Source organism: Arthrobacter sp. Soil763, assembly GCF_001428365.1.
Classification (GTDB): domain Bacteria; phylum Actinomycetota; class Actinomycetes; order Actinomycetales; family Micrococcaceae; genus Arthrobacter.
The window spans coordinates 1-18,358 of record NZ_LMSH01000002.1; the positions used below are offsets into that span (position 1 = coordinate 1).

The 18,358-nt window shown below is 68.7% G+C and carries 13 protein-coding genes and 1 pseudogene; 6 read left to right on the forward strand and 8 right to left on the reverse strand.

Annotation, left to right across the window (positions count from 1 at the left end; genetic code table 11):
- Window positions 1-326: 326 nt before the first annotated feature.
- From ASG71_RS03570 to ASG71_RS03580, 3 genes are all read left to right on the forward strand, one after another.
- Window positions 327-614 (forward strand): HU family DNA-binding protein, encoded by a 288-nt coding sequence (locus ASG71_RS03570; protein WP_011776355.1) that lies wholly within the window; start codon window positions 327-329, stop codon window positions 612-614.
- A 183-nt stretch (window positions 615-797) separates the two neighbouring features.
- Window positions 798-2,876, forward strand: a complete 2,079-nt coding sequence (locus ASG71_RS03575; RefSeq protein WP_414826643.1) for a cytochrome c oxidase assembly protein — start codon at window positions 798-800, stop codon at window positions 2,874-2,876.
- Window positions 2,876-4,846 carry an NHL domain-containing thioredoxin family protein gene (locus ASG71_RS03580; RefSeq protein WP_056737263.1) on the forward strand — a complete coding sequence of 657 codons (1,971 nt, stop codon included), beginning with the start codon at window positions 2,876-2,878 and terminating at the stop codon, window positions 4,844-4,846. The genes ASG71_RS03575 and ASG71_RS03580 overlap by 1 nt, the downstream gene beginning before the upstream one ends.
- Window positions 4,847-4,930: 84 nt before the next feature.
- On the opposite strand, the gene ASG71_RS03585 is transcribed toward ASG71_RS03580, so the two are convergent.
- The 4 genes and pseudogenes from ASG71_RS03585 to ASG71_RS03600 form a co-directional block, all read right to left on the reverse strand.
- On the reverse strand, window positions 4,931-5,923 hold the full coding sequence (locus tag ASG71_RS03585; RefSeq protein ID WP_056737265.1) for a hypothetical protein: 993 nt from the start codon (window positions 5,921-5,923) through the stop codon (window positions 4,931-4,933).
- A gap of 146 nt (window positions 5,924-6,069) precedes the next feature.
- Window positions 6,070-7,761, reverse strand: a complete 1,692-nt coding sequence (locus ASG71_RS03590) for a helicase HerA-like domain-containing protein (protein WP_056737267.1) — start codon at window positions 7,759-7,761, stop codon at window positions 6,070-6,072.
- Between the two features lie 73 nt (window positions 7,762-7,834).
- Entirely contained in the window at window positions 7,835-8,536 is a 702-nt protein-coding gene (locus tag ASG71_RS03595) for a type 1 glutamine amidotransferase domain-containing protein (protein WP_056737269.1), read from the reverse strand.
- 51 nt (window positions 8,537-8,587) lie between these two features.
- A pseudogene (locus tag ASG71_RS03600) lies at window positions 8,588-9,456 on the reverse strand (aldo/keto reductase).
- Between the two features lie 180 nt (window positions 9,457-9,636).
- On the opposite strand from ASG71_RS03600, the gene ASG71_RS03605 reads away from it, so the two are divergent.
- Complete coding sequence (locus ASG71_RS03605) at window positions 9,637-10,626, forward strand: LLM class flavin-dependent oxidoreductase (protein ID WP_056737271.1); 990 nt, start codon at window positions 9,637-9,639, stop codon at window positions 10,624-10,626.
- Between the two features lie 23 nt (window positions 10,627-10,649).
- Here the strand turns inward: ASG71_RS03605 and ASG71_RS03610 are convergent, their stop codons facing one another.
- On the reverse strand, window positions 10,650-11,555 hold the full coding sequence (locus ASG71_RS03610) for a DUF1524 domain-containing protein (protein ID WP_414826644.1): 906 nt from the start codon (window positions 11,553-11,555) through the stop codon (window positions 10,650-10,652).
- 443 nt (window positions 11,556-11,998) lie between these two features.
- Between ASG71_RS03610 and ASG71_RS03615 the strand changes: the two genes are divergently transcribed.
- Complete coding sequence (locus ASG71_RS03615; protein WP_157366200.1) at window positions 11,999-14,212, forward strand: discoidin domain-containing protein; 2,214 nt, start codon at window positions 11,999-12,001, stop codon at window positions 14,210-14,212.
- 33 nt (window positions 14,213-14,245) lie between these two features.
- Here ASG71_RS03615 and ASG71_RS03620 read toward each other — a convergent pair whose 3' ends face one another.
- From ASG71_RS03620 to ASG71_RS03630, 3 genes are all read right to left on the reverse strand, one after another.
- Entirely contained in the window at window positions 14,246-15,172 is a 927-nt protein-coding gene (locus ASG71_RS03620; protein ID WP_056737275.1) for an AEC family transporter, read from the reverse strand.
- A 133-nt stretch (window positions 15,173-15,305) separates the two neighbouring features.
- Entirely contained in the window at window positions 15,306-15,734 is a 429-nt protein-coding gene (gene panD, locus ASG71_RS03625; protein ID WP_200947934.1) for an aspartate 1-decarboxylase, read from the reverse strand.
- A 71-nt stretch (window positions 15,735-15,805) separates the two neighbouring features.
- Entirely contained in the window at window positions 15,806-16,714 is a 909-nt protein-coding gene (locus tag ASG71_RS03630) for a LysR substrate-binding domain-containing protein (protein ID WP_056737279.1), read from the reverse strand.
- Window positions 16,715-16,856: 142 nt separating this feature from the next.
- Between ASG71_RS03630 and ASG71_RS03635 the strand changes: the two genes are divergently transcribed.
- Window positions 16,857-18,320, forward strand: coding sequence for an amino acid permease (locus tag ASG71_RS03635; protein ID WP_056738466.1), 1,464 nt, complete (start codon window positions 16,857-16,859; stop codon window positions 18,318-18,320).
- Window positions 18,321-18,358: the final 38 nt, after the last annotated feature.

The window sequence follows — 18,358 nt, forward strand, 5'->3', positions numbered from 1 at the left end:
CGATGGTACTGCACCCGGGAGGGTGTGGGAGAGTAGGTCACCGCCGGAACATCATTCAGGTCGAGAGCCTCCAACCACCAGGTTGGAGGCTCTCCCACGTTAACCACCCAACCACCACCCAGACACCCCTGCCGGAGGGGCGAAAGCTACCGGTCCGGTCGATTATGGGCAGTTGAAGCCTCGGAACCCGTGATTTTCCCGAAAAAACAGCGAAAACACGCGGAATTTGCCTCCTCGACGGCGCCAAGCTGGTAAGTTTTCGGGGAGTGGTTTGCACGCATGCCGCGTGCAGGCTTCAGAGATGAGAACCGTCCAGGAGGACATAAATGGCTAAGAACCGTAGTGAACTTGTTGCAGAGGTAGCTGGCAAGGCCGGCACCAGCCAGGCAGCCGTCAACTCCGTGCTCGACGCACTGTTCGAGGTTTTCGAGACCTCTGTCGCCGCGGGCGAAAAGATCACCATCCCGGGTTGGCTCGCCGTTGAGCGCACCGACCGCGCGGCCCGCACCGGCCGCAACCCGCAGACCGGCGAGACCATCCAGATTGCAGCCGGCCACAGCGTCAAGCTGACCGCAGGCTCCAAGCTGAAGGCCGCCGTCGCCAAGAAGAAGTAGTCTTCTTCATCCGCTTGAAAGGAGCGGCAACCCAGCCGGGTTGCCGCTCCTTTGCGTTAAGCGGCAGGGCCCGGATTCGGCCCGCGGGCGGGGGTAGCGGACAATGGAGGTGTGCCTTCTGCAGCAAAATCCCGAACCCCAGCAGCGCCCTCCCACCGGGGAGCGCCCGGCTCGGGTGCCGGAGTGCCGGCCATCAGCAGCCCGTGGCTCGCAGTAGGCCTGGGAGCCGTCCTCGTCGGACTGGTCGCGGCGCTGCTCTTCTCCGGTGCAGCGGGCGCCCGCGCGGTCTCTGATCCCGGCGCCCTGGTCCGGTGGGGCCTGCCCGTCGCCAAGGCCCTGCACAATGTCTCTTTCGCCACGGTCGTCGGCGCGTTGATCTTCGCGGTCGGCATCCTGCCCCGGAGCCTGTCGGGCCGCAAGGGCAGGGACACGGACGAGCCGGAACACCCCGCCTTCACCCGGGTGCTGGCCGTCGCGGCCGCTGCCGGGGTCGGATGGACGCTGGCAGCCGTCGCCGTCCTGGTCCTGAGCTACTCGGACATCGCCGGGCAGGCGGTCGCGGGAGACCCGGAGTTCACCAGGTCCCTCGTCTACTTCATGACGGACATCGACACCGGCCGCGCCTGGCTGGCCGTCGTCATCATCGCGGCGGTCGTCACGACGGCACTGTTCGGCGTCCGCGCGCCCGGGGCGCTGGCGGCGACGCTGGTGCTGGCCCTGGCGGGTCTGGTGCCGGTGGCGCTGATCGGCCACTCGGCCAGCTCCAATGACCACGAGGGCGCCATCAACTCGCTCGGTCTGCACCTGGTGGGTGTGTCGGTCTGGGTCGGCGGCATCATCGTCCTGGCCCTGCTCTCCGGCGTCCTGGCCGGCGCCGGCGGACCCGGCGACCGGGGGCGGAGCGATGCCACCGGCCCCGCCTTGAGCCGCTTCTCCTCCCTGGCCGGGTTCGCGTTCGTACTCGTGTTTGCCTCCGGCGTCATCAACGCCAGCATCAGGATTTCCACCTGGGCCGACCTCGCCGGGTCCGCCTACGGCCAGCTGGTCCTGGCCAAGACCGCGGCGGTGCTGGTCCTGGGCGGGATCGGGCTGATGCACCGGCGCTGGATCATCCCGCAGCTCGACGGCAACGGCGGAAGCCTCTCTGCCCGCCGCGTACTGTGGCAGCTTGTCCTCGCAGAACTGCTCATCATGGGGGCGACATCGGGTATCGCGGTGGCGCTGGGCCGTTCGGCGCCGCCGCAACCAACTACCTTTGCCCCGGACGCGTCCCCGGCCTTCATCCTCTCCGGTTACGAGCTGCCCCCGGAGCCGACGCCGGAACGCTGGCTGACGGAGTGGCGCCTGGACTGGCTCTGGGTCGCCGTCGCGGTCTTTGGGCTCGTGTCCTACCTGCTGGGCCTGCGCAAGGTCCGCCAGCGCGGCGACTCCTGGTCCGCATTCCGGACCGTGAACTGGGTGATCGGCCTGCTGGTCCTGACCTACATCACGTCCGGTCCGCCGTCGGTCTACGGCCGCGTGCTGTTCTCCGCGCACATGATCGACCACATGGCGCTGACCATGGTGGCCCCCATCTTCCTCGTCCTCGGCGCCCCGGTGACGCTCGCGCTGCGGGCCCTCGCTCCGCGCCGAGACAGCTCCCGCGGGCCCCGGGAGTGGCTGCTGGTCTTCGTGCATTCGAAGTTCTCCCAACTCGTCACGCACCCCTTGTTCGCCGCCGCGAACTTCGCCGGGTCGATCATCCTGTTCTACTACTCGGACGCCTTCGGTTACGCCATGCGCGAGCACGTGGGCCACGAACTGATGAACCTGCACTTCGCCCTGACCGGCTACATCTTCGTGCTCACCATGATCGGCATCGACCCGCTGCCGCGCCGCGCGCCGTACCCGATGCGGCTGCTGCTCCTGCTGGCCACGATGGGCTTCCACGCATTCTTCGGCGTCGCCATCATGGGCGGCACAGGCCTGCTGGCGGCGGACTACTTCGGCAACCTGGGCCGGACCTGGGGCGGCTCGGCCCTCCTGGACCAGCAGAAGGGCGGCGCCGTGGCGTGGGGGATCGGCGAAGTGCCCACGCTGCTCGTGGCAATCGGCGTCGCGATCATGTGGTCCCGCTCCGACGCGCGCGAGTCCAAGCGAACCGACCGGGCGGCGGACAGGAATAACGACGCCGATCTCACCGCTTACAACGATATGTTTGCCCAGCTCGCCGAACGCGATGCGAAGCTGGCAGAACGCAATTCAAAGCTGGAAGGACGCTGATGAGCGAAACCGTACGCACCCACCACCGGGTCAGGGCCTCCGAACTCGTGGGCCGGGGCTGGCTGAACACCGGCGGCAAGTCCCTGGACCTCGAATCCCTGCGCGGCAAGATCGTGCTGCTCGACTTCTGGACCTTCTGCTGCATCAACTGCCTCCACGTCCTGGACGAGCTCCGCCCGCTGGAGCAGCAGTACTCGGACGTCCTCGTGACCGTCGGCGTGCACTCGCCCAAGTTCGAACACGAAGCCGACCCGGTGGCCCTCGCCGCCGCCGTCGAGCGCTACGAGATCCGCCACCCGGTCCTGGACGACCCCGAACTGGAGACCTGGAAGGCCTACACGGCCCGGGCCTGGCCCACGCTCGTGGTGATCGACCCCGAGGGCTACATCGTGGCGCACCTGTCCGGTGAGGGTCACGCGGACGGCCTGGCGGTGCTCATCCCGGAGCTGATCGCCGAGCACGAAGCCAAGGGCACGCTGCACCGCGGCGACGGCCCCTACGTGGCGCCGGAGCCGACGTCGGGCACCTTGCGGTTCCCCGGCAAGGCCCTGTTCCTGCCCGCCGGCCGCGGCGGATCCGTGGCGGACGGCGCCGACAGCGCCGGATCCTGGCTGGTCACTGACACCGGCCACCACCGGGTCGTGCAGTTGTCGACCGATTTCGAAACCGTGCTGGCCACCTACGGTTCGGGCGAGAAGGGCCACGCCGACGGCGCCGCCGCGGACGCGCGCTTCAACGAGCCGCAGGGCCTGGTGCTGCTCCCCGAGGACGCGGCCGCGAAGGCCGGCTACGACGTCGTCATCGCCGACTCGGTCAACCACCGGCTCCGCGGCCTGTCGCTCGCCGACGGAAGCGTCAGGACGCTCGCCGGCAACGGCGTACAGCGGCTGCTCGAAACCGGGCCCGCCCGCGTGGACGAGGAGGGCGCCGCGTACGGCAGCCCGCTCGAAGCGGACCCGCTGCAGGTCTCCCTCAGCTCCCCCTGGGACGTCGTCTGGTCCGGCCGGCTCAACGCCGTCGTGGTGGCCATGGCCGGCGTGCACCAGATCTTCAGCTTCGACCCCGTGAGCGGGGCCGTGTCGATCATCGCCGGCAACGGCCTTGAGGGCCTGCTCGACGGCCCCGCCGCCGAGGCCTGGTTCGCCCAGTCCTCCGGCCTCGCCGAGGACGCGGACGGTAACATCTGGGTCGCAGACTCCGAGACCTCCGCGCTGCGCAAACTCGTGATCGCCGGCGACGGCGCCATCACGGTCGAGTCCGCCGTCGGCAAGGGACTGTTCGACTTCGGTTTCCGCGACGGCCCGGCAGCGGACGCGCGGCTGCAGCATCCGCTTGGCGTGACGGTGCTGCCCGACGGCTCGGTGGCGATCGCCGACACGTACAACGGCGCAGTCCGCCGTTACGACCCGGCCACCGGGACGGTGTCCACGCTGGCGCGGGGACTGTCCGAACCCTCCGACGTGATCGTGGACCACACCCACGTAGCCGGCGCGGAGCCGCTGCTGGTCGTGGTGGAGGCGAACAAGCACCAGCTCGTGTACGTCCCGATCCCCAAGGAAGCGCAGCAGGTTGACGAAGGAGCGTCCCAGACGCACCGGCCCAAGAGCCCGGTGGCTCCCGGGTTGCTGTCCCTGACGGTGCGGTTCACGGCACCGACCGGGCAGAAGCTGGACGACCGCTGGGGCGACCCGACGCAGCTGAAGATCTCCTCGACGCCGCCCGAACTGCTGGTCGCGGGCGGCGGGACCTCGGTCGGGCTGCTCCGCACCCTGGAGCTTGCCTCCGACGTCCCCGAGGGCGTCCTGCACATCACCGCCCGTGCGGCGGCCTGCGACGGACCGGAGGACGCCGACGGCGAGATTCCGGACCACGCTGCGTGCCACCTGTACCAGCAGGACTGGGGCATCCCCGTGGTGCTGCAGGCCGACGGGGACAGTGAATTGGTCCTCGACCTGCGCGGCATGGACTAAGCGTTCGCCCGCCCGGAGGGCTGCCGTTCGTGTGCTGACGCCACGAAGGGCAGCTCTTCGGCGTTAAGGCCGGCCTGTAGGCGGCTAGTAGTTGAGCTGGGGCGTGAGCTTCACCGTGTCGCCGGTGATGTCCAGGCGGGTGGTGAAGCTGAAGTCATGGACGGCGTTCAATTCCGTTACGGCGCCGGTAAACAGGTCGACCTGCCGTGCCTTGATCCTTGCCTTCCCGTCCAGCGGGGCAACAACCCAGCGGCCGCCGAACGGCTCGATGCTGACGGCCGGATAGTCGGCGATGCTCCAGTCGATGGTGCCGTCCACGACCCGGTTGTTGGTGGCGTGGTAGAACGGGCACGCGGGTTGGAGCTGCTGCCGCTTGTCGGCCTGCTCGGCGCAGCCGTCCAGGAATTCCTTCACCTTGGCAGAGACGGCATCCTTGAGGCCGTCGGTGGCCTGGGTCAACAGGTTCAGCGGCGCCGAGGGCATGTCCCGGCTGGTGACTGTGGCCTTGGTCGCGGGGGCGGCGAAGTACTGGTCGTCCAGGGACGCCTCATATTCGCCGGGGTAGAACACGGCGAAGGAGTTGCGCCCGTCGGGCATGTTCACCGGCACCCCGTTGAGGCTGGCCTGGCTGGAGTTCACCACGGTGACATCCACGACGGGCAGCGCGGCGGGCACGAAGGACCAGTCGTGGAAGAAAAGCCACTGGGTTCCGGAGCTCTGCAAGAGGAACTCGGTGTGAAGCCGGTTCCCGTCGATCGTGTAGTCGATCGGGACCATGGCCTGGTTGCCGCCGCGGTCCTCGGCGTCGCCAAATTTCACGTCGGTGATCCGCGCAGTGGCGGTTTTCAGGGCCTCGCCGTCCAGCATGGCGGGGTTGCTCTGCGGCACCGAGGCGTGCAGCAGGCCCAGGGCCTTCTCGCCTTCACCCTTGCGCAGGGCGTCCAGGTACTCGCGGACCGGCTGCTGCGGACTGGCAATGGAATTGTTGACCAGGTTCACCGCGACGACGGCGCCGGCCACGGCGAGCATCAGGCCCAGCAGCCACGCGGCTGCGATCCTGACCAACGCCTGACTCATTTGCACGTACCTTACGTTACCTGCCGGGTGGCCGAATGCCGGTCTCCCGGGGTGGCAGTGTGACGTGCACCATGACGCCGGCCCGGGCGTCCGCGCCGGGCCGGCCGGGCGCACCCGGCTACCGGCGGCGTACTACCCGCGGTGCACTACCGCCGGCGCCGCCTGGAGGACGTGCCGAAGACCCCGCGGAGCAGCTCCCGGCCGATCTGGGTGCCCAGCGACCGTGCCATGCTCTTCAGCCCGCCGCCCAGGGCGCCGCCGAGCGCGCCGGCGAGGTCGCCGGCCATCCCGCCGGACTCCTGCGGCTGCGGTGCCCGGCGCTGCGGGGCGCGCGGCGGTTCGGGCGCCGGCGCGGGACGGCTGCTCGGCCGGCCCAGGATGTCTTCCTCGATCCGGCGGGCATCGGCGTCGACGTCGGCCTGGTCCTGGCCGCCGGCCACGCCGCCGTCGCGGGCATCCCCGGCCGCGGGGCCGGTCGGCGCTGCGGCCTGGCCCGAAAGCTTTTCATACGCGGAGACGTTGTCCACGGCGGTGCCGTACTTGGCGAGCAGGGCCGAGCCGGCCACCGTCCCGGCGACCAGCGAGTCTTCGCTCGGTCCCATCACGGACTCCGGTGCCCGGAGCCGGGTCAGGGCAACCGGTGTGGGAGCGCCCTTCTCGTTCATGACGGTGATGACGGCTTCGCCGATCCCGGCGGAGGTGAGCGTCTCCTCAAGGTCATAGTCGCTGATCGGGAAGGTGGACACCGTGGCTTTGAGCGCCTTGGCGTCCTCGGGGGTGAACGCGCGCAGGGCGTGCTGGATCCGGTTGGCCAGCTGGCCAAGGACGTCGGCGGGGACGTCCTTGGGGGTTTGCGTTACGAAGAAGATGCCGACGCCCTTGGACCGGATGAGCCGGACCGTGGTGGTGATCGCCTCCAGGAACGCTTTGGAGGCGTCGTTGAAGAGCAGGTGCGCCTCGTCGAGGAAGAAGACGAGCTTTGGCTTGTCCAGATCGCCGGCCTCCGGCAGGTCCTCGAACAGGTCGGCCAGCAGCCACATCAGGAACGTGGAGAACAGCATCGGCTTCGTCTGCAGCGTGGGCAGCTCCAGGCAGGTCACCACGCCGCGCCCGTCGGGGGCCGTACGCAGCAGCTCGGCGGTATCGAACTCCGGTTCCCCGAAGAACTTCTCCATACCCTGCGCCTCCAGGGTGATGAGCTCGCGGAGGATGACGCCGGCGGTCGATTTGGAGAGACCGCCCAGGTTGGACAGTTCGTCCTTGCCCTCGTCGGAGGTCAGGAACTGGATGACCGCCCGCAGGTCCTTCAGGTCGATCAGTTCGAGGTTGTTCTTGTCCGCGAAGTGGAAGACCAGCTGCAGGCTGGATTCCTGTGTCTCGTTCAGTTCCATCACGCGGGACAGCAGGATGGGCCCGAAGGAGGTGATGGTGGACCGGACCGGGATGCCGGCGCCGTCGCCGCCCAGGGCCAGGAATTCCACCGGGAATGCCTTGCCGGACCAGGGCTGGCCGATGCTGTCGGTGCGGGCCTTCAGCTTTTCCGACCCGGTGGCCACCGTCGCCAGGCCCGAAAGGTCGCCCTTGATGTCGGCGAGGAACACCGGCACCCCGGCGGTGGAGAGCTGTTCGGCCATCATGTGCAGTGTCACGGTCTTGCCCGTGCCGGTCGCGCCGGCGACCAGGCCGTGCCGGTTCATCATCGCCAGGGGCAGCCGCACGGGAGCCTCCGCGCGGAGTTCACCGTCGACGATCGCGGCTCCCAGCTCGATGGTGGGCCCCTCCAGCGTGTAGCCCTTCTGGATGGTGGCGACTTTCTCTGCAGTGGTTTTGATGGCCATGGCGTTAGCTTAGCCGGGTCCGGAAGCCCGGACCCGGCTAAGGTCAGTCTTTATTTAGGCAAGGAAGCCTGGGCTATCCAGCGAGGGCCGCGGCGACTTCCTTGGCCACGTCCTCGCTGGACTGCGGGTTCTGCCCCGTAATGAGGTTGCCGTCCCGGACCACGTTGGAGCTCCAGGCAGCGCCGTTTTCCACCGTGGCGCCCTTGGCCTTGAGTTCGTCCTCAACGAACCAGGGAGTGTTTTCCCCGGTGCCGCCGCCGAGCTCCTCTTCGTTGGTGAACACCGTCAGGCGGCGTCCCGCGAAGGCGAAGTTGCCGGCGTCGTCGACGGCGCTCAGCAGGCCGGCGGGACCGTGGCAGAAGGGGGCGATGACCTTGCCGGCCTTGTTGGCCTCGACCAGCAGCCGGCCCAGGTCGGCGTCCTGGAACAGGTCGGCCATCGGGCCGTGGCCGCCGGGCATCACGATCGCGTCGTAGCCGGAGAGGTCGACGTCGGCCAGCACCAGCGGCGCGGAGAGTTCGGCGTCGATGCTGGCGATGTAGTCGCGGAAGCTGTCGGCGCGGTCCTGCCCGCCGGCCGACTCCGCGGCCAGGCTGACCTGGTCCACGGTCGGCTTGGCGCCGCCCGGGGTCGCCAGGCTGACGCTGTGCCCGGCGTCCTTCAGGGTCCGGTGCGAGACCACGAGTTCCTCGGCCCAGTAGCCGGTGGGGTGCTTGCTGCCGTCCCGCATGGTGAGGGAATCGGCGGCGGAAACGACCATCAGGATGTTAGCCATGTTGTTCTCCTGTTCTGCCGGCCACGGGGCCGGCGGGGATGGGGTGGGGGTTCAGCGTGCGGCTTCAAGTTCGGCGTAGGTGGCATCGTCGAGGACGACGCCGGCGGCGGCCAGGTTCTCCTCGAGGTGCTTGACCGTCCCGGTGCCAGGGATGGGCATCATGACCGGGGACCGGCGAAGCAGCCAGGCGAGGGCCACCTGGGAGGTGCTGGCGCCAAGGCGGGTGGCCGCCGTCTCCAGCGGGCCGCCCGGACGGGCCAGTTCCCCGGCCGAGACCGGGCCCAGGGGATGAAACCGATGCCGTGTTCTTCGGCGTAGTTGAGGACATCCTCGGAGCTGCGGTCGGTGAGGTTGTACCGGTTCTGCACCGTGGCGACGGTGAAGTACCGGCCGGCCAGCTCCAGGTCGGCCACGCTGACCTGCGACAGGCCAAGGGCCTTGACCTTGCCCTCCTTCTGCAGGTCGCGGAGCACGCTGAACTGCTCCTCCGGGTCAACCTTGGGGTCGATGCGGTGCAGCTGCAGCAGGTCCAGGGCGTCGACCTTGAGCTTGCGCAGGCTCAGTTCGGTCTGCTGGCGGAGGTACTCGGGCCGGCCCAGCGGCACCCACTCGTCCGGGCCGGTGCGGGCGAAGCCGACCTTGGTGGCAATCTTCAGGCCCTCTTTATAGGGGTGCAGGGCTTCGGCGAGGATCTCCTCGCTGATGTCGGGCCCGTACGAGTCGGCGGTGTCGATGAAGTCGACGCCGAGCTCGACGGCGCGGCGGACGACGGCGATCGCTGCGGCGCGGTCGGCGGGCTGCCCCCACACGCCGTCGCCCACGATGCGCATGGCGCCGAAGCCCAGCCGGTGGACCCTGCCGAGATCTTTCACATCAAGCGTGGCGGGTATTTCGGGATGCTGCGGGTTGTCGTGGCTCATACGGGCTCCAACCTCGTAAGCCTGCTGAGTATTCCGCCCGGGCCCTGTGACCGGTAACTCCAGGGGCGGAGAAATAAGCCGGGCTCCGGCGTCGTTGGCATCGGTGTGCGACGCCGCGATCCGCCGCGTCGCGCCAGCTTCAGTTCCTCCCCTGCTCCACGACGAAAGGCCGGCTTTTCCGTGACTGTTCCGCTTTCCATCCTTGACCTGGCAATCATCGGCAAGGGCCAGACAGCGGCGGAAAGCTTCGCCGGCAGTGTCGCCATGGCCCAGCGCGCCGAGGAGCTGGGGTACCGCCGCATCTGGTACGCCGAGCACCACAACATGTCCTCGATCGCTTCCTCCGCCACGAGCGTGCTGATCGCCCATGTCGCCGCCCACACCCAGTCCATCCGGCTCGGGGCCGGCGGCGTGATGCTGCCCAACCACGCTCCGCTGACCATCGCCGAGCAGTTCGGCACCCTGGAGACGCTGCATCCGGGACGGATCGACCTTGGCCTGGGCCGCGCGCCCGGCAGCGACCAGAACACCATGCGGGCCCTGCGCCGCGACCCGATGAGCGCGGACAGCTTCCCGCAGGATGTCCTGGAACTGCAGGGCTACCTGACCGGCCCGACCCGCATTCCCGGCGTGGAAGCGACCCCGGGCAAGGGGACCAACGTCCCGCTCTACATTCTCGGCTCCTCGCTGTTCGGGGCGAAGCTCGCCGCTCAGCTGGGGCTGCCGTATGCATTCGCCTCGCACTTCGCGCCCAGCGCCCTGCAGGACGCGGTGGCCCTCTACCGCCGCGAGTTCCGGCCATCCGCCCAGCTTGAGGCCCCGCACGTCATCGCCGGCGTCAACGTGATCGCCGCCGATTCCGCCGCCGACGCCCAGGCGATGTTCCAGGCCACCAAACGGGCCCGGGTCTCCTTGTTCTTCGGCAACGGCCGCGACTTCAGCGACGACGAGGCGGACATGATCCTGGACTCGCCGCAGGGCCAGCACATGGCGCAGATGATGAGGTACTCCGCCGTGGGCACCCCGGCCGCGGTGCTGGACTATCTCGAGGAGTTCACGGCCCACGCCGACGCCGACGAACTGATCGTCGCGCACCAGAGCCCGGGCGTCGAGGAGCGGCTGCGCTCGGTCGAGCTGCTCGCCGGCGTCGCGGAACTCGCCCCCGCCTGAGCCCGCCGGCCTAAGGTTCCGGGTTATTCACAGCCGACGCCGTCGCCGTCCCGGTCCAGCCGGCTGCTGTAGCCCGGCTGCCCCCGCCGGATCGGCGCCGCGCCCGCAGCCCGGACGGCGGCGCAGTTGGCGTAGTACGCGCCAGCCGGGTCAGCCGCCGCCGGTGCCGGGGTTGCCGCCGCCGGGGGCAGCGGGACCGCGGCTGCCGCAGGCGCGGCGGCCGGCTTCGTTGCTGTCGGCCGTGAACCCGGCCCGGGCGGGGTGGCCGGGCAGTTGCCCAGCACCCGCGCCATGGCGTCCCGCTCGGCGGGGGTGACCCACAATGCGTATTTGGCCTTGACGGCGATCTGGCGGGCCACGTAGGTGCAGCGGAAGGCTCTGTTCGGGGGCAACCAGGTGGCGGCATCGCCGTCGCTCTTTTGCATGTTGGCCGGGCCGTCAACGGCCAGCAGGTTCAACGGGTCGTTGGCGAAGGCCACGCGCCGGGCCGGAGCCAGCCGGTGCGCGCCCTTCTGCCAGGCGTCGCTGAGGGCCACCACATGGTCGATCTGCACCGCAGTGCTCGTCGCCGCGCCCCGGACGAAGGCGATCGACGAGCCGGTGTAGGGGTCCGAAAGGGTGCCGGAGAGAACGACGCAGCCGCGGGTTCCGGGTTTGAGGACGGCGGCCGTCAAATCCCGGCGCAGCATGTCGTTGCGGGTGGCGCAGCCGTTGCGGTCGACGTCGGCCCAGGCCTCGCCGAACTGGTCGCGGGAGTACCCGGTTTTAGGTGCCCGGCCCTTGACGGGGAGCGTTGACAGCATTTTGAGGGCGGTGCGCGCGGCAGTCGACTGTCCGGGCGGCGGCACCGTGGTCTTGGCGGCTTTACCGGCCGCTGCGGTAGCCGCCGTCGTGGGGGCGGCCGGGATCGTGGCGGCCGGGGCGGTCACGGGGGCGGCAGGTTGGCCGACTCCGGCTCCCGGCCCGGGCCCGCCGCAGCCCGTCGATGAGGCCAGCAGGAGGCCAGCAAGGACGCAGGCAACCCGGCCGGCCGCGCCGCGGCGTGTATCCATCCTGCGCACTGCTTCCCCCGTTGCCGGCCTGCTTCCGCGGCCGATTTTGGCCTTTTCCAGCTTAGGGTCGGCCGCGGTTTTGGTCCGCGTGCCACGCCGCTCCCGCCCCGTGACGATGCCGGCAGCCTCGCCCTGCGCCGTGCACGGCAGGCAGGGAAGGGAGCAAAACCGGGGCCTCCGGGCCGTAGAAATTTCCCGGATCGCCCGGCACACTGGGATGTGATCGTCTCGACGGCCCTGCTGTCGCGGGCGGCTGGCTCAGGGCCGCCCGGTTGAATTCCCCCATGCCCTAACCGGACTACCGCGGACCCGAGGACCTCATGGCGCCTGATGCTGAGCAGCAAAAACCGACCCGACGACCCATGCGGCGCGTCGCCCTGGCATCCGTTGCCGTCGTCGCAGCGGCAGGCATCTGGATCGGCTCCACCGTCGCGCTGCGGGGCGCCGAACCCGGGCCGCTGCCCCCGGTCGACGGGACAGTCAGTATTGCGGTGGACAAGCCCGTGAACTCGTTCGAGGGGCACCGCGCCATGGGCGTCGGCGTGGACGGCCTCGAGGAGAACGAAATCGACCGGGTCTGGACGCCCCGGAACGTCGAGGCCATGAAGTCCGCCGGCTTCGGCCCGGTGAGCTACCGGCTGCGGACCGAACTGGGCGTCAAGGCGTGGCACTGGAACCCCCGGGGAACCTGGAGCGAGGCCGGGAAGGAGCAGGGCTACTGGACCTCCTCGTCGGAGCCGGTGGAAGACTACGGCGTCTCGTACGGCTACCGCCTCCCGCGCCGGGGCAACACGATTGACCAGGGCAAGAACAGCGGCCACTCCCGGCTCAATGACGATGACGTCACGACGTTCTGGAAGAGCAACCCCTACCTGGACTCCCATTTCACCGGGCAACCGGACAGCCTCCATCCGCAGTGGATCATGGTCGAATTCCCGCACGCCGTCCCCGTGGACACCGTCCGCTTCGACTGGGGCACTCCGTACGCCACCAGCTTCAAGGTGCAGCGCTGGCAGGGCCGGGACGCACGCTTTCCGGTCGACAACGGGACCTGGCGGGACTTTCCGCAGGCGGCGCACCGCGGCACCGGGGGGAGCCAGTCCGTGCGGGTCGCCGCCAAACCGGTCGACGTCCAGTACCTGCGCATCCTGCTCACGGCGGATTCAAACACCGCCCCGGCCGGGTCCAAGGACATCCGCGACCGGCTCGGGGTCGCGGTCCGGGAGCTCTACATTGGGCAGCAGCAGGGGGCCTCGTTCGTCGACCACGTCGTTCACCGCAGCTCGCACCGGCAAACGGTCATGTGGACGTCGTCAACCGATCCCTGGCACCGCAAGGAGGACCTGGACACGGACTACGAACACGCCAGCTTCGAGCGGCTGTTCGCCAGCGGGCTCACCAGGGGCGAGCCCATGATGGTCCCGGTCCCGGCCCTTTACGGCACCCCCGAGGATGCTGCCGCCCTCGCCCGGTACCTGGGAAAGCGCGGCTTCCCGGTGCAGCGGGTCGAGGTTGGCGAGGAACCCGACGGGCAGCTTGCCCAGCCGGAGCACTATGGCGCCCTCTATGTGCAGATGGCAGCAGCCATGAAGGCCGTCAACCCGGATCTCCAATTCGGCGGTCCGGGCTACCAGACCACCCTGCCGGACTGGGTGCACTGGCCGGACGACAAGGGGGTCAGGTCCTGGACCGGCCGCTTCGTTTCCTACCTGCGGCAACGGGACGCCATGGAGGATTTCGATTTCTTTTCCTTTGAGTGGTACCCGTTCGATGACGTGTGCGCGAACCCCGCGGGGACCTTGCCGCAGAACCCCGGGCTGCTGGCGGCGCTGCTCAAACGCCAGGCGGACGCCGGGCTGCCGGCCGAGGTCCCCAAGGTGATCACCGAATACGGCTATTCCTCCTTCGTCGGGGAGGTCGAGCTCGGACTGCCCGGCGCCATCGTGAACGCGGAGACCTCCGCCATGTTCCTCGCCATGGGCGGGGAAACCAGCTACTTCTACGGCATCGAGCCGAACTGGGTGTTCCAGGACGAAGTCGGGGAAAAATGCGACACCTCGGGCAACCTCATGCTGTTCCAGTTCTACGACGAATGGAAAATCCGCCCGATCGCAACATTCCAGGCCGCCCGGCTGGTCAACCACCACTGGCTGGAGGCCGGTACCGGCGAGCACACCCTCTACAGCACCACCAGCGACCTGCGCGACGCCAAAGGCCAGGCCCTCGTGACGGCCTATTCGGTCCGCCGCCCGGACGGCAAGCTTGCCGTGCTCCTGTTCAACAAGGACCCCGGCCGGAGCGTGACCGTGCGTCTGATGCAGGACGACGGCGGCAAGGCACGTCCCCTGCAGGGGCCGCTTGAGGTGGACCAGTACTCCCCGGAGCAGTACAAGTGGAACCCGACCCACCGCAGGGGCAACGGCGGCCACCCGGAGCCCAACGACCCCCCGGTCAGTTCGACCGTGGCCGCGGACAGTCACGCCACACTCACGCTGCCGCCGTACAGCATCTCGGTCGCCCTCGCCCCGCGCTGAGCCCGGCTGAGCCCGGGCCGGTCCGGACCCGGCTCAGGCCAGCAGCAGGGCCACCCCGATCAGGGCGGGGACGGCCACCACGGTGGTGATCAGGACGGTGTCCTTGGCCACGGTGAGTCCGGTCCGGTACCGGTTGGCCACCACGAACACGTTCTGCGCGGTCGGCAGGGCCGCGGTGACCACGACGGCGAACAGCGCCTGGTCCTGCAGGCCCAGGGCGAACCGGGCGAAGAGGAAGGCCAGCGCCGGGTGGACGACAAGCTTGAATCCGCTGGCCAGCAGGGTGTCGGCCCGGCGGGCCGCCGACGCCTGCAACGGACGGGAACCGTTCAGGCTCATACCGAAGGAGAGCAGCATCGCCGGGATCGCGGCCCCTCCGATGAGGTGGATGGGCTCAAGGATTAGGGCCGGGACCTGCCAGCCCGTCCCGGCCACCAGCAGCCCGAGTCCGGATCCCACGATCATGGGATTCTTCAGGATCATCAGCACGAAGCTCAGGGCCGTCGTCCGGTGCGCGGTGGTGGTGGCATCCAGGACCATCAGGAACAGGGGCGTGAAGAACGCCAGCTGGAAGATCAGCAGGGGAGCGACGTAGCTGGCGTCGCCCAGCACGAACACGGCGATCGGAATGCCGAGGTTGGCGGAATTGGCGAGCGAGGCGCTCATCGACGACACCAGCGCTTCCGGGAGCGGGCGCTTCAGCAGGAGCCTGACGACGGCGAAGAAGACCGCCGCCGTCGTTACCGCGCTCACCGCCGCCACCAGCAGCGGCGCCGCAAACACCTCGCCGAGCCGGGCCTTGCTCAGCGTTTCGAAGAGCAGCGCCGGGCTTGCCACAAAGAACGTCAGGGCACTGAGGACCGAGCGGGCGTTCTCGCCCAGGATGTTGCGGCGGCCGACAAACATGCCGACCAGGATGATGGTCCAAACGACGAAGAAGCCGGCCAGCACGCCTAGCACGCTGCGCCCCGGCGGTGCAGGCAAAGCGGGCGATGCGGGAGGAAGGTCACCGCCCCACAATAATCAGATTTATCCCCGGGGCCGGTATTCCTGTCCAAGGATCGTCATGAACAGGCGCGCGACGGCGCGGGCCTCAGCTGAGCTCGGCGTTATTCAGGGCGTGGGGCGGCCGGAGCAGCCCGGCAGTGTGGCCTTCGGCGGGATCGTTGCCGATCTGGACGACCCTGTTGTCCTTGTCCACATGGACCACCTTGGGGGTGTAGGCCCGGGCCTCCTCCGTGGTCATCTGGGCGTAGGTGATGAGGATGACGACGTCGTTCTCATGCATCAGGTGGGCGGCCGCGCCGTTGATGCCAATGACGCCGGAGCCGCGCTCGCCGGCGATCGTGTAGGTCTCAAGCCGGGCGCCGTTGGTCACGTCCACGATGGCGACCAGTTCGCCCGGGAGGATGTCGGCCGCCTCGAGCAGGTCCAGGTCCACGGTGACCGAGCCGACATAGTGAAGGTCCGCGTGGGTGACCGTGGCGCGGTGGATTTTGGACTTGAACATTGTGCGATTCATAACGTTCCCAGTCTAGCGCCGGCGCCGAGGCTGCGCTGTGAGCCAGCCAACACCGTCCGGGGGGTGCTGCCTCAGGCGGCCGGAGCGATCGAGGCGGCGGTTGCGGCGAGGGTCTCGCGCGCCGCAAGGATGGCAGGACGGGCTGCGCTGGAGCGCCGCACGGAGGTGAAGACGGTGCGGTGCGGGTTGCCCGGCAGGTCGATCAACTGCGCCGTGGTGCCCCGGCCGGTCCAGACCAGGTCCGGCATCAGCGCGACAGCGTTGCCGGACTCGATCAGCCGGATCTGCGCCTGCAGGTCCGCGGTTTCGAACCGCACATCGGGTTCGAAACCGGCGCTGCGGCAGGCCTGTTCGGCCCAGTGCCGGGAGGCGGCGCCCCGCGGTTCCATCACCCACGGCATCCCCGCGGTGTCGGCAAGGGATGCGACGGCGGCCCGGCCCGGCCCCGGCGGCGGAACGGCAAGCCGGATCGCGTCGCCGGTCAGGCGGATTCGGTCCAGCTCGGCGTAGCGGGGTGCGGCATGCCCCGGATACTGTTCGGCGATGACCAGGTCGAAGTCCCGCGCCCAGGTCTCATGGAGGGCGGTCTCCGGCTCGCGCTGGGTCATCTCGATCCGGACTTCCGGGTAGTTTGCGGACATCCGGGTCAGGGCGTCGGGCATCAACGCCAGGGCCGCCGACTGGAAGACCGCGATCCGCACCGTGCCGGTCACGGTGGTCAGCGACGCCGCGAGGTCGGCCTCCGCCTGCTCCAGGGTTTCCAGCAGCTGTGCGGTGTGTGCCACGAGCACTTCCGCCTGCGGCGTGAGCTGCACCCGGCGTCCCGTTTTCCGCAAGAGTTCGACGCCGGCTTCCTTCTCCAGCAGGGCCAGCTGCTGCGAAACCGACGAGGGGCTGTACTGCAGGGCGTCGGCGACTTCCGCGAGGGTGCCGCGGATTTTGAGCTCGCGCAGCAGGCGCAGGCGCCGGACGTCAAGCATTCCCGTTCCTTTGTGAATTCTAATGCTTATTGTTTAGGAGAATTCACTTTATCTAATGGAATTGGGCTTGCATACTGTTGTCGTTAAGTAATCCCCATCACAGGGCGGATTGATGGGTGCCACCCCGACGGAGGAGACCCTGATGGGTTCGAAAGACCTGACCCAGTCGATCATGCGGCGCAAGCCGATCGACGACATTGAAGAAGAAAACAAGCACAGCGGGCTCTTCAAGAGCCTCGGCCTGTGGCAGCTCACCGCCATCGGCGTCGGCGGCATCATCGGCGTCGGCATCTTCTCCCTCGCCGGCCTGGTGGCCCACGGCAGCGAGAGCGAACCCGGCGTCGGACCCGCCGTGCTGATCTCGTTCCTGATCGCGGGGCTGGCCTCGGCGGCGGCGGCGCTGTCCTACGCCGAGTTCGCCGGCATGATTCCGCGGGCCGGCTCCGCGTACACGTACGGGTACGTGGCGCTCGGCGAAGTGATCGGCTGGTTCATCGGCTGGGACCTGCTGCTGGAGTACATTGCCATCGTGGCCGTGGTGGCCATCGGCATCTCCGGCTATTTCGACGCGTTCCTGTCCGGCATCGGTATCCATATGCCGGTCTGGATGACCTCCACCGCAGACGAAGGCAAGGGCGGCGTGGTCAACATCCCCGCGGTCGCCGTCTGCCTCCTCGTGGCCTGGATCCTCTCGCGCGGCACCAAGACCTTCGGCCGCTTCGAACTCATTGCCGTCGCCATCAAGGTCGTCCTGATCCTGTTCATCATCGGACTGGGCGTCTTCTACATCAACACCAACAACTACAACCCGTTCATGCCCAGCGGCTTCGGACCCGTGCTGGCCGGCTCGGCCACCGTCTTCTTCGCGGTCTTCGGCTACGACGCGATGAGTACCGCGGCAGAGGAGGCCACCGACGGCAAGAAGCACATGCCCAAGGCGATCATCCTGTCCCTGATCGTGGCCATGCTGCTCTACGTCGCTGCGACCCTGGTGCTCACCGGCATGCAGAACTACCTGGATATCGACCCCAAGGCCGGGTTCGCGTCCGCCTTCAACGGCGTCGGGCTGCCGGTCATCGCAACGATCATCTCGGTGTTCGCCGTGCTCTCCATCCTGACGGTCATGCTCACCTTCCTGCTGGGCGTCACCCGCGTCTGGTTCTCCATGAGCCGCGACGGACTGCTGCCCGGCTGGTTCGCCAAGACCGACCGCCACGGAACCCCGCAGCGGGTGACCTGGATCGCCGGTGTGGCGTCGGCGCTGCTGGCCGGGGTCTTCCCGATCAAGGCCGTCGCGGACCTGACCAACATCGGCATCCTGGCCGCGTTCGTCGTCGTCTGCCTGTCCGTGATCATCTTCCGCTACACGAAACCGGACGCCCCCCGCACCTTCCGGCTCCCGCTGATGCCGGTGGTGCCGCTGTTCGGCATGCTCGCCTCGGGCTTCCTGATGCTCCAGCTGCACTGGGAGACGTGGCTGCGCTTCGGCGTCTGGCTGGTGATCGGCCTGGCGATCTACTTCGGCTACGGCCGGAAGCACTCACTGATGAACCCGGACAGCCCAAGGCACCAGGAGGCCGTGGAGCTGCACCGTCACGTCGGCTAGCTCCCTCGAGTGCGCTATCACTTATGGCTCCCATCCAC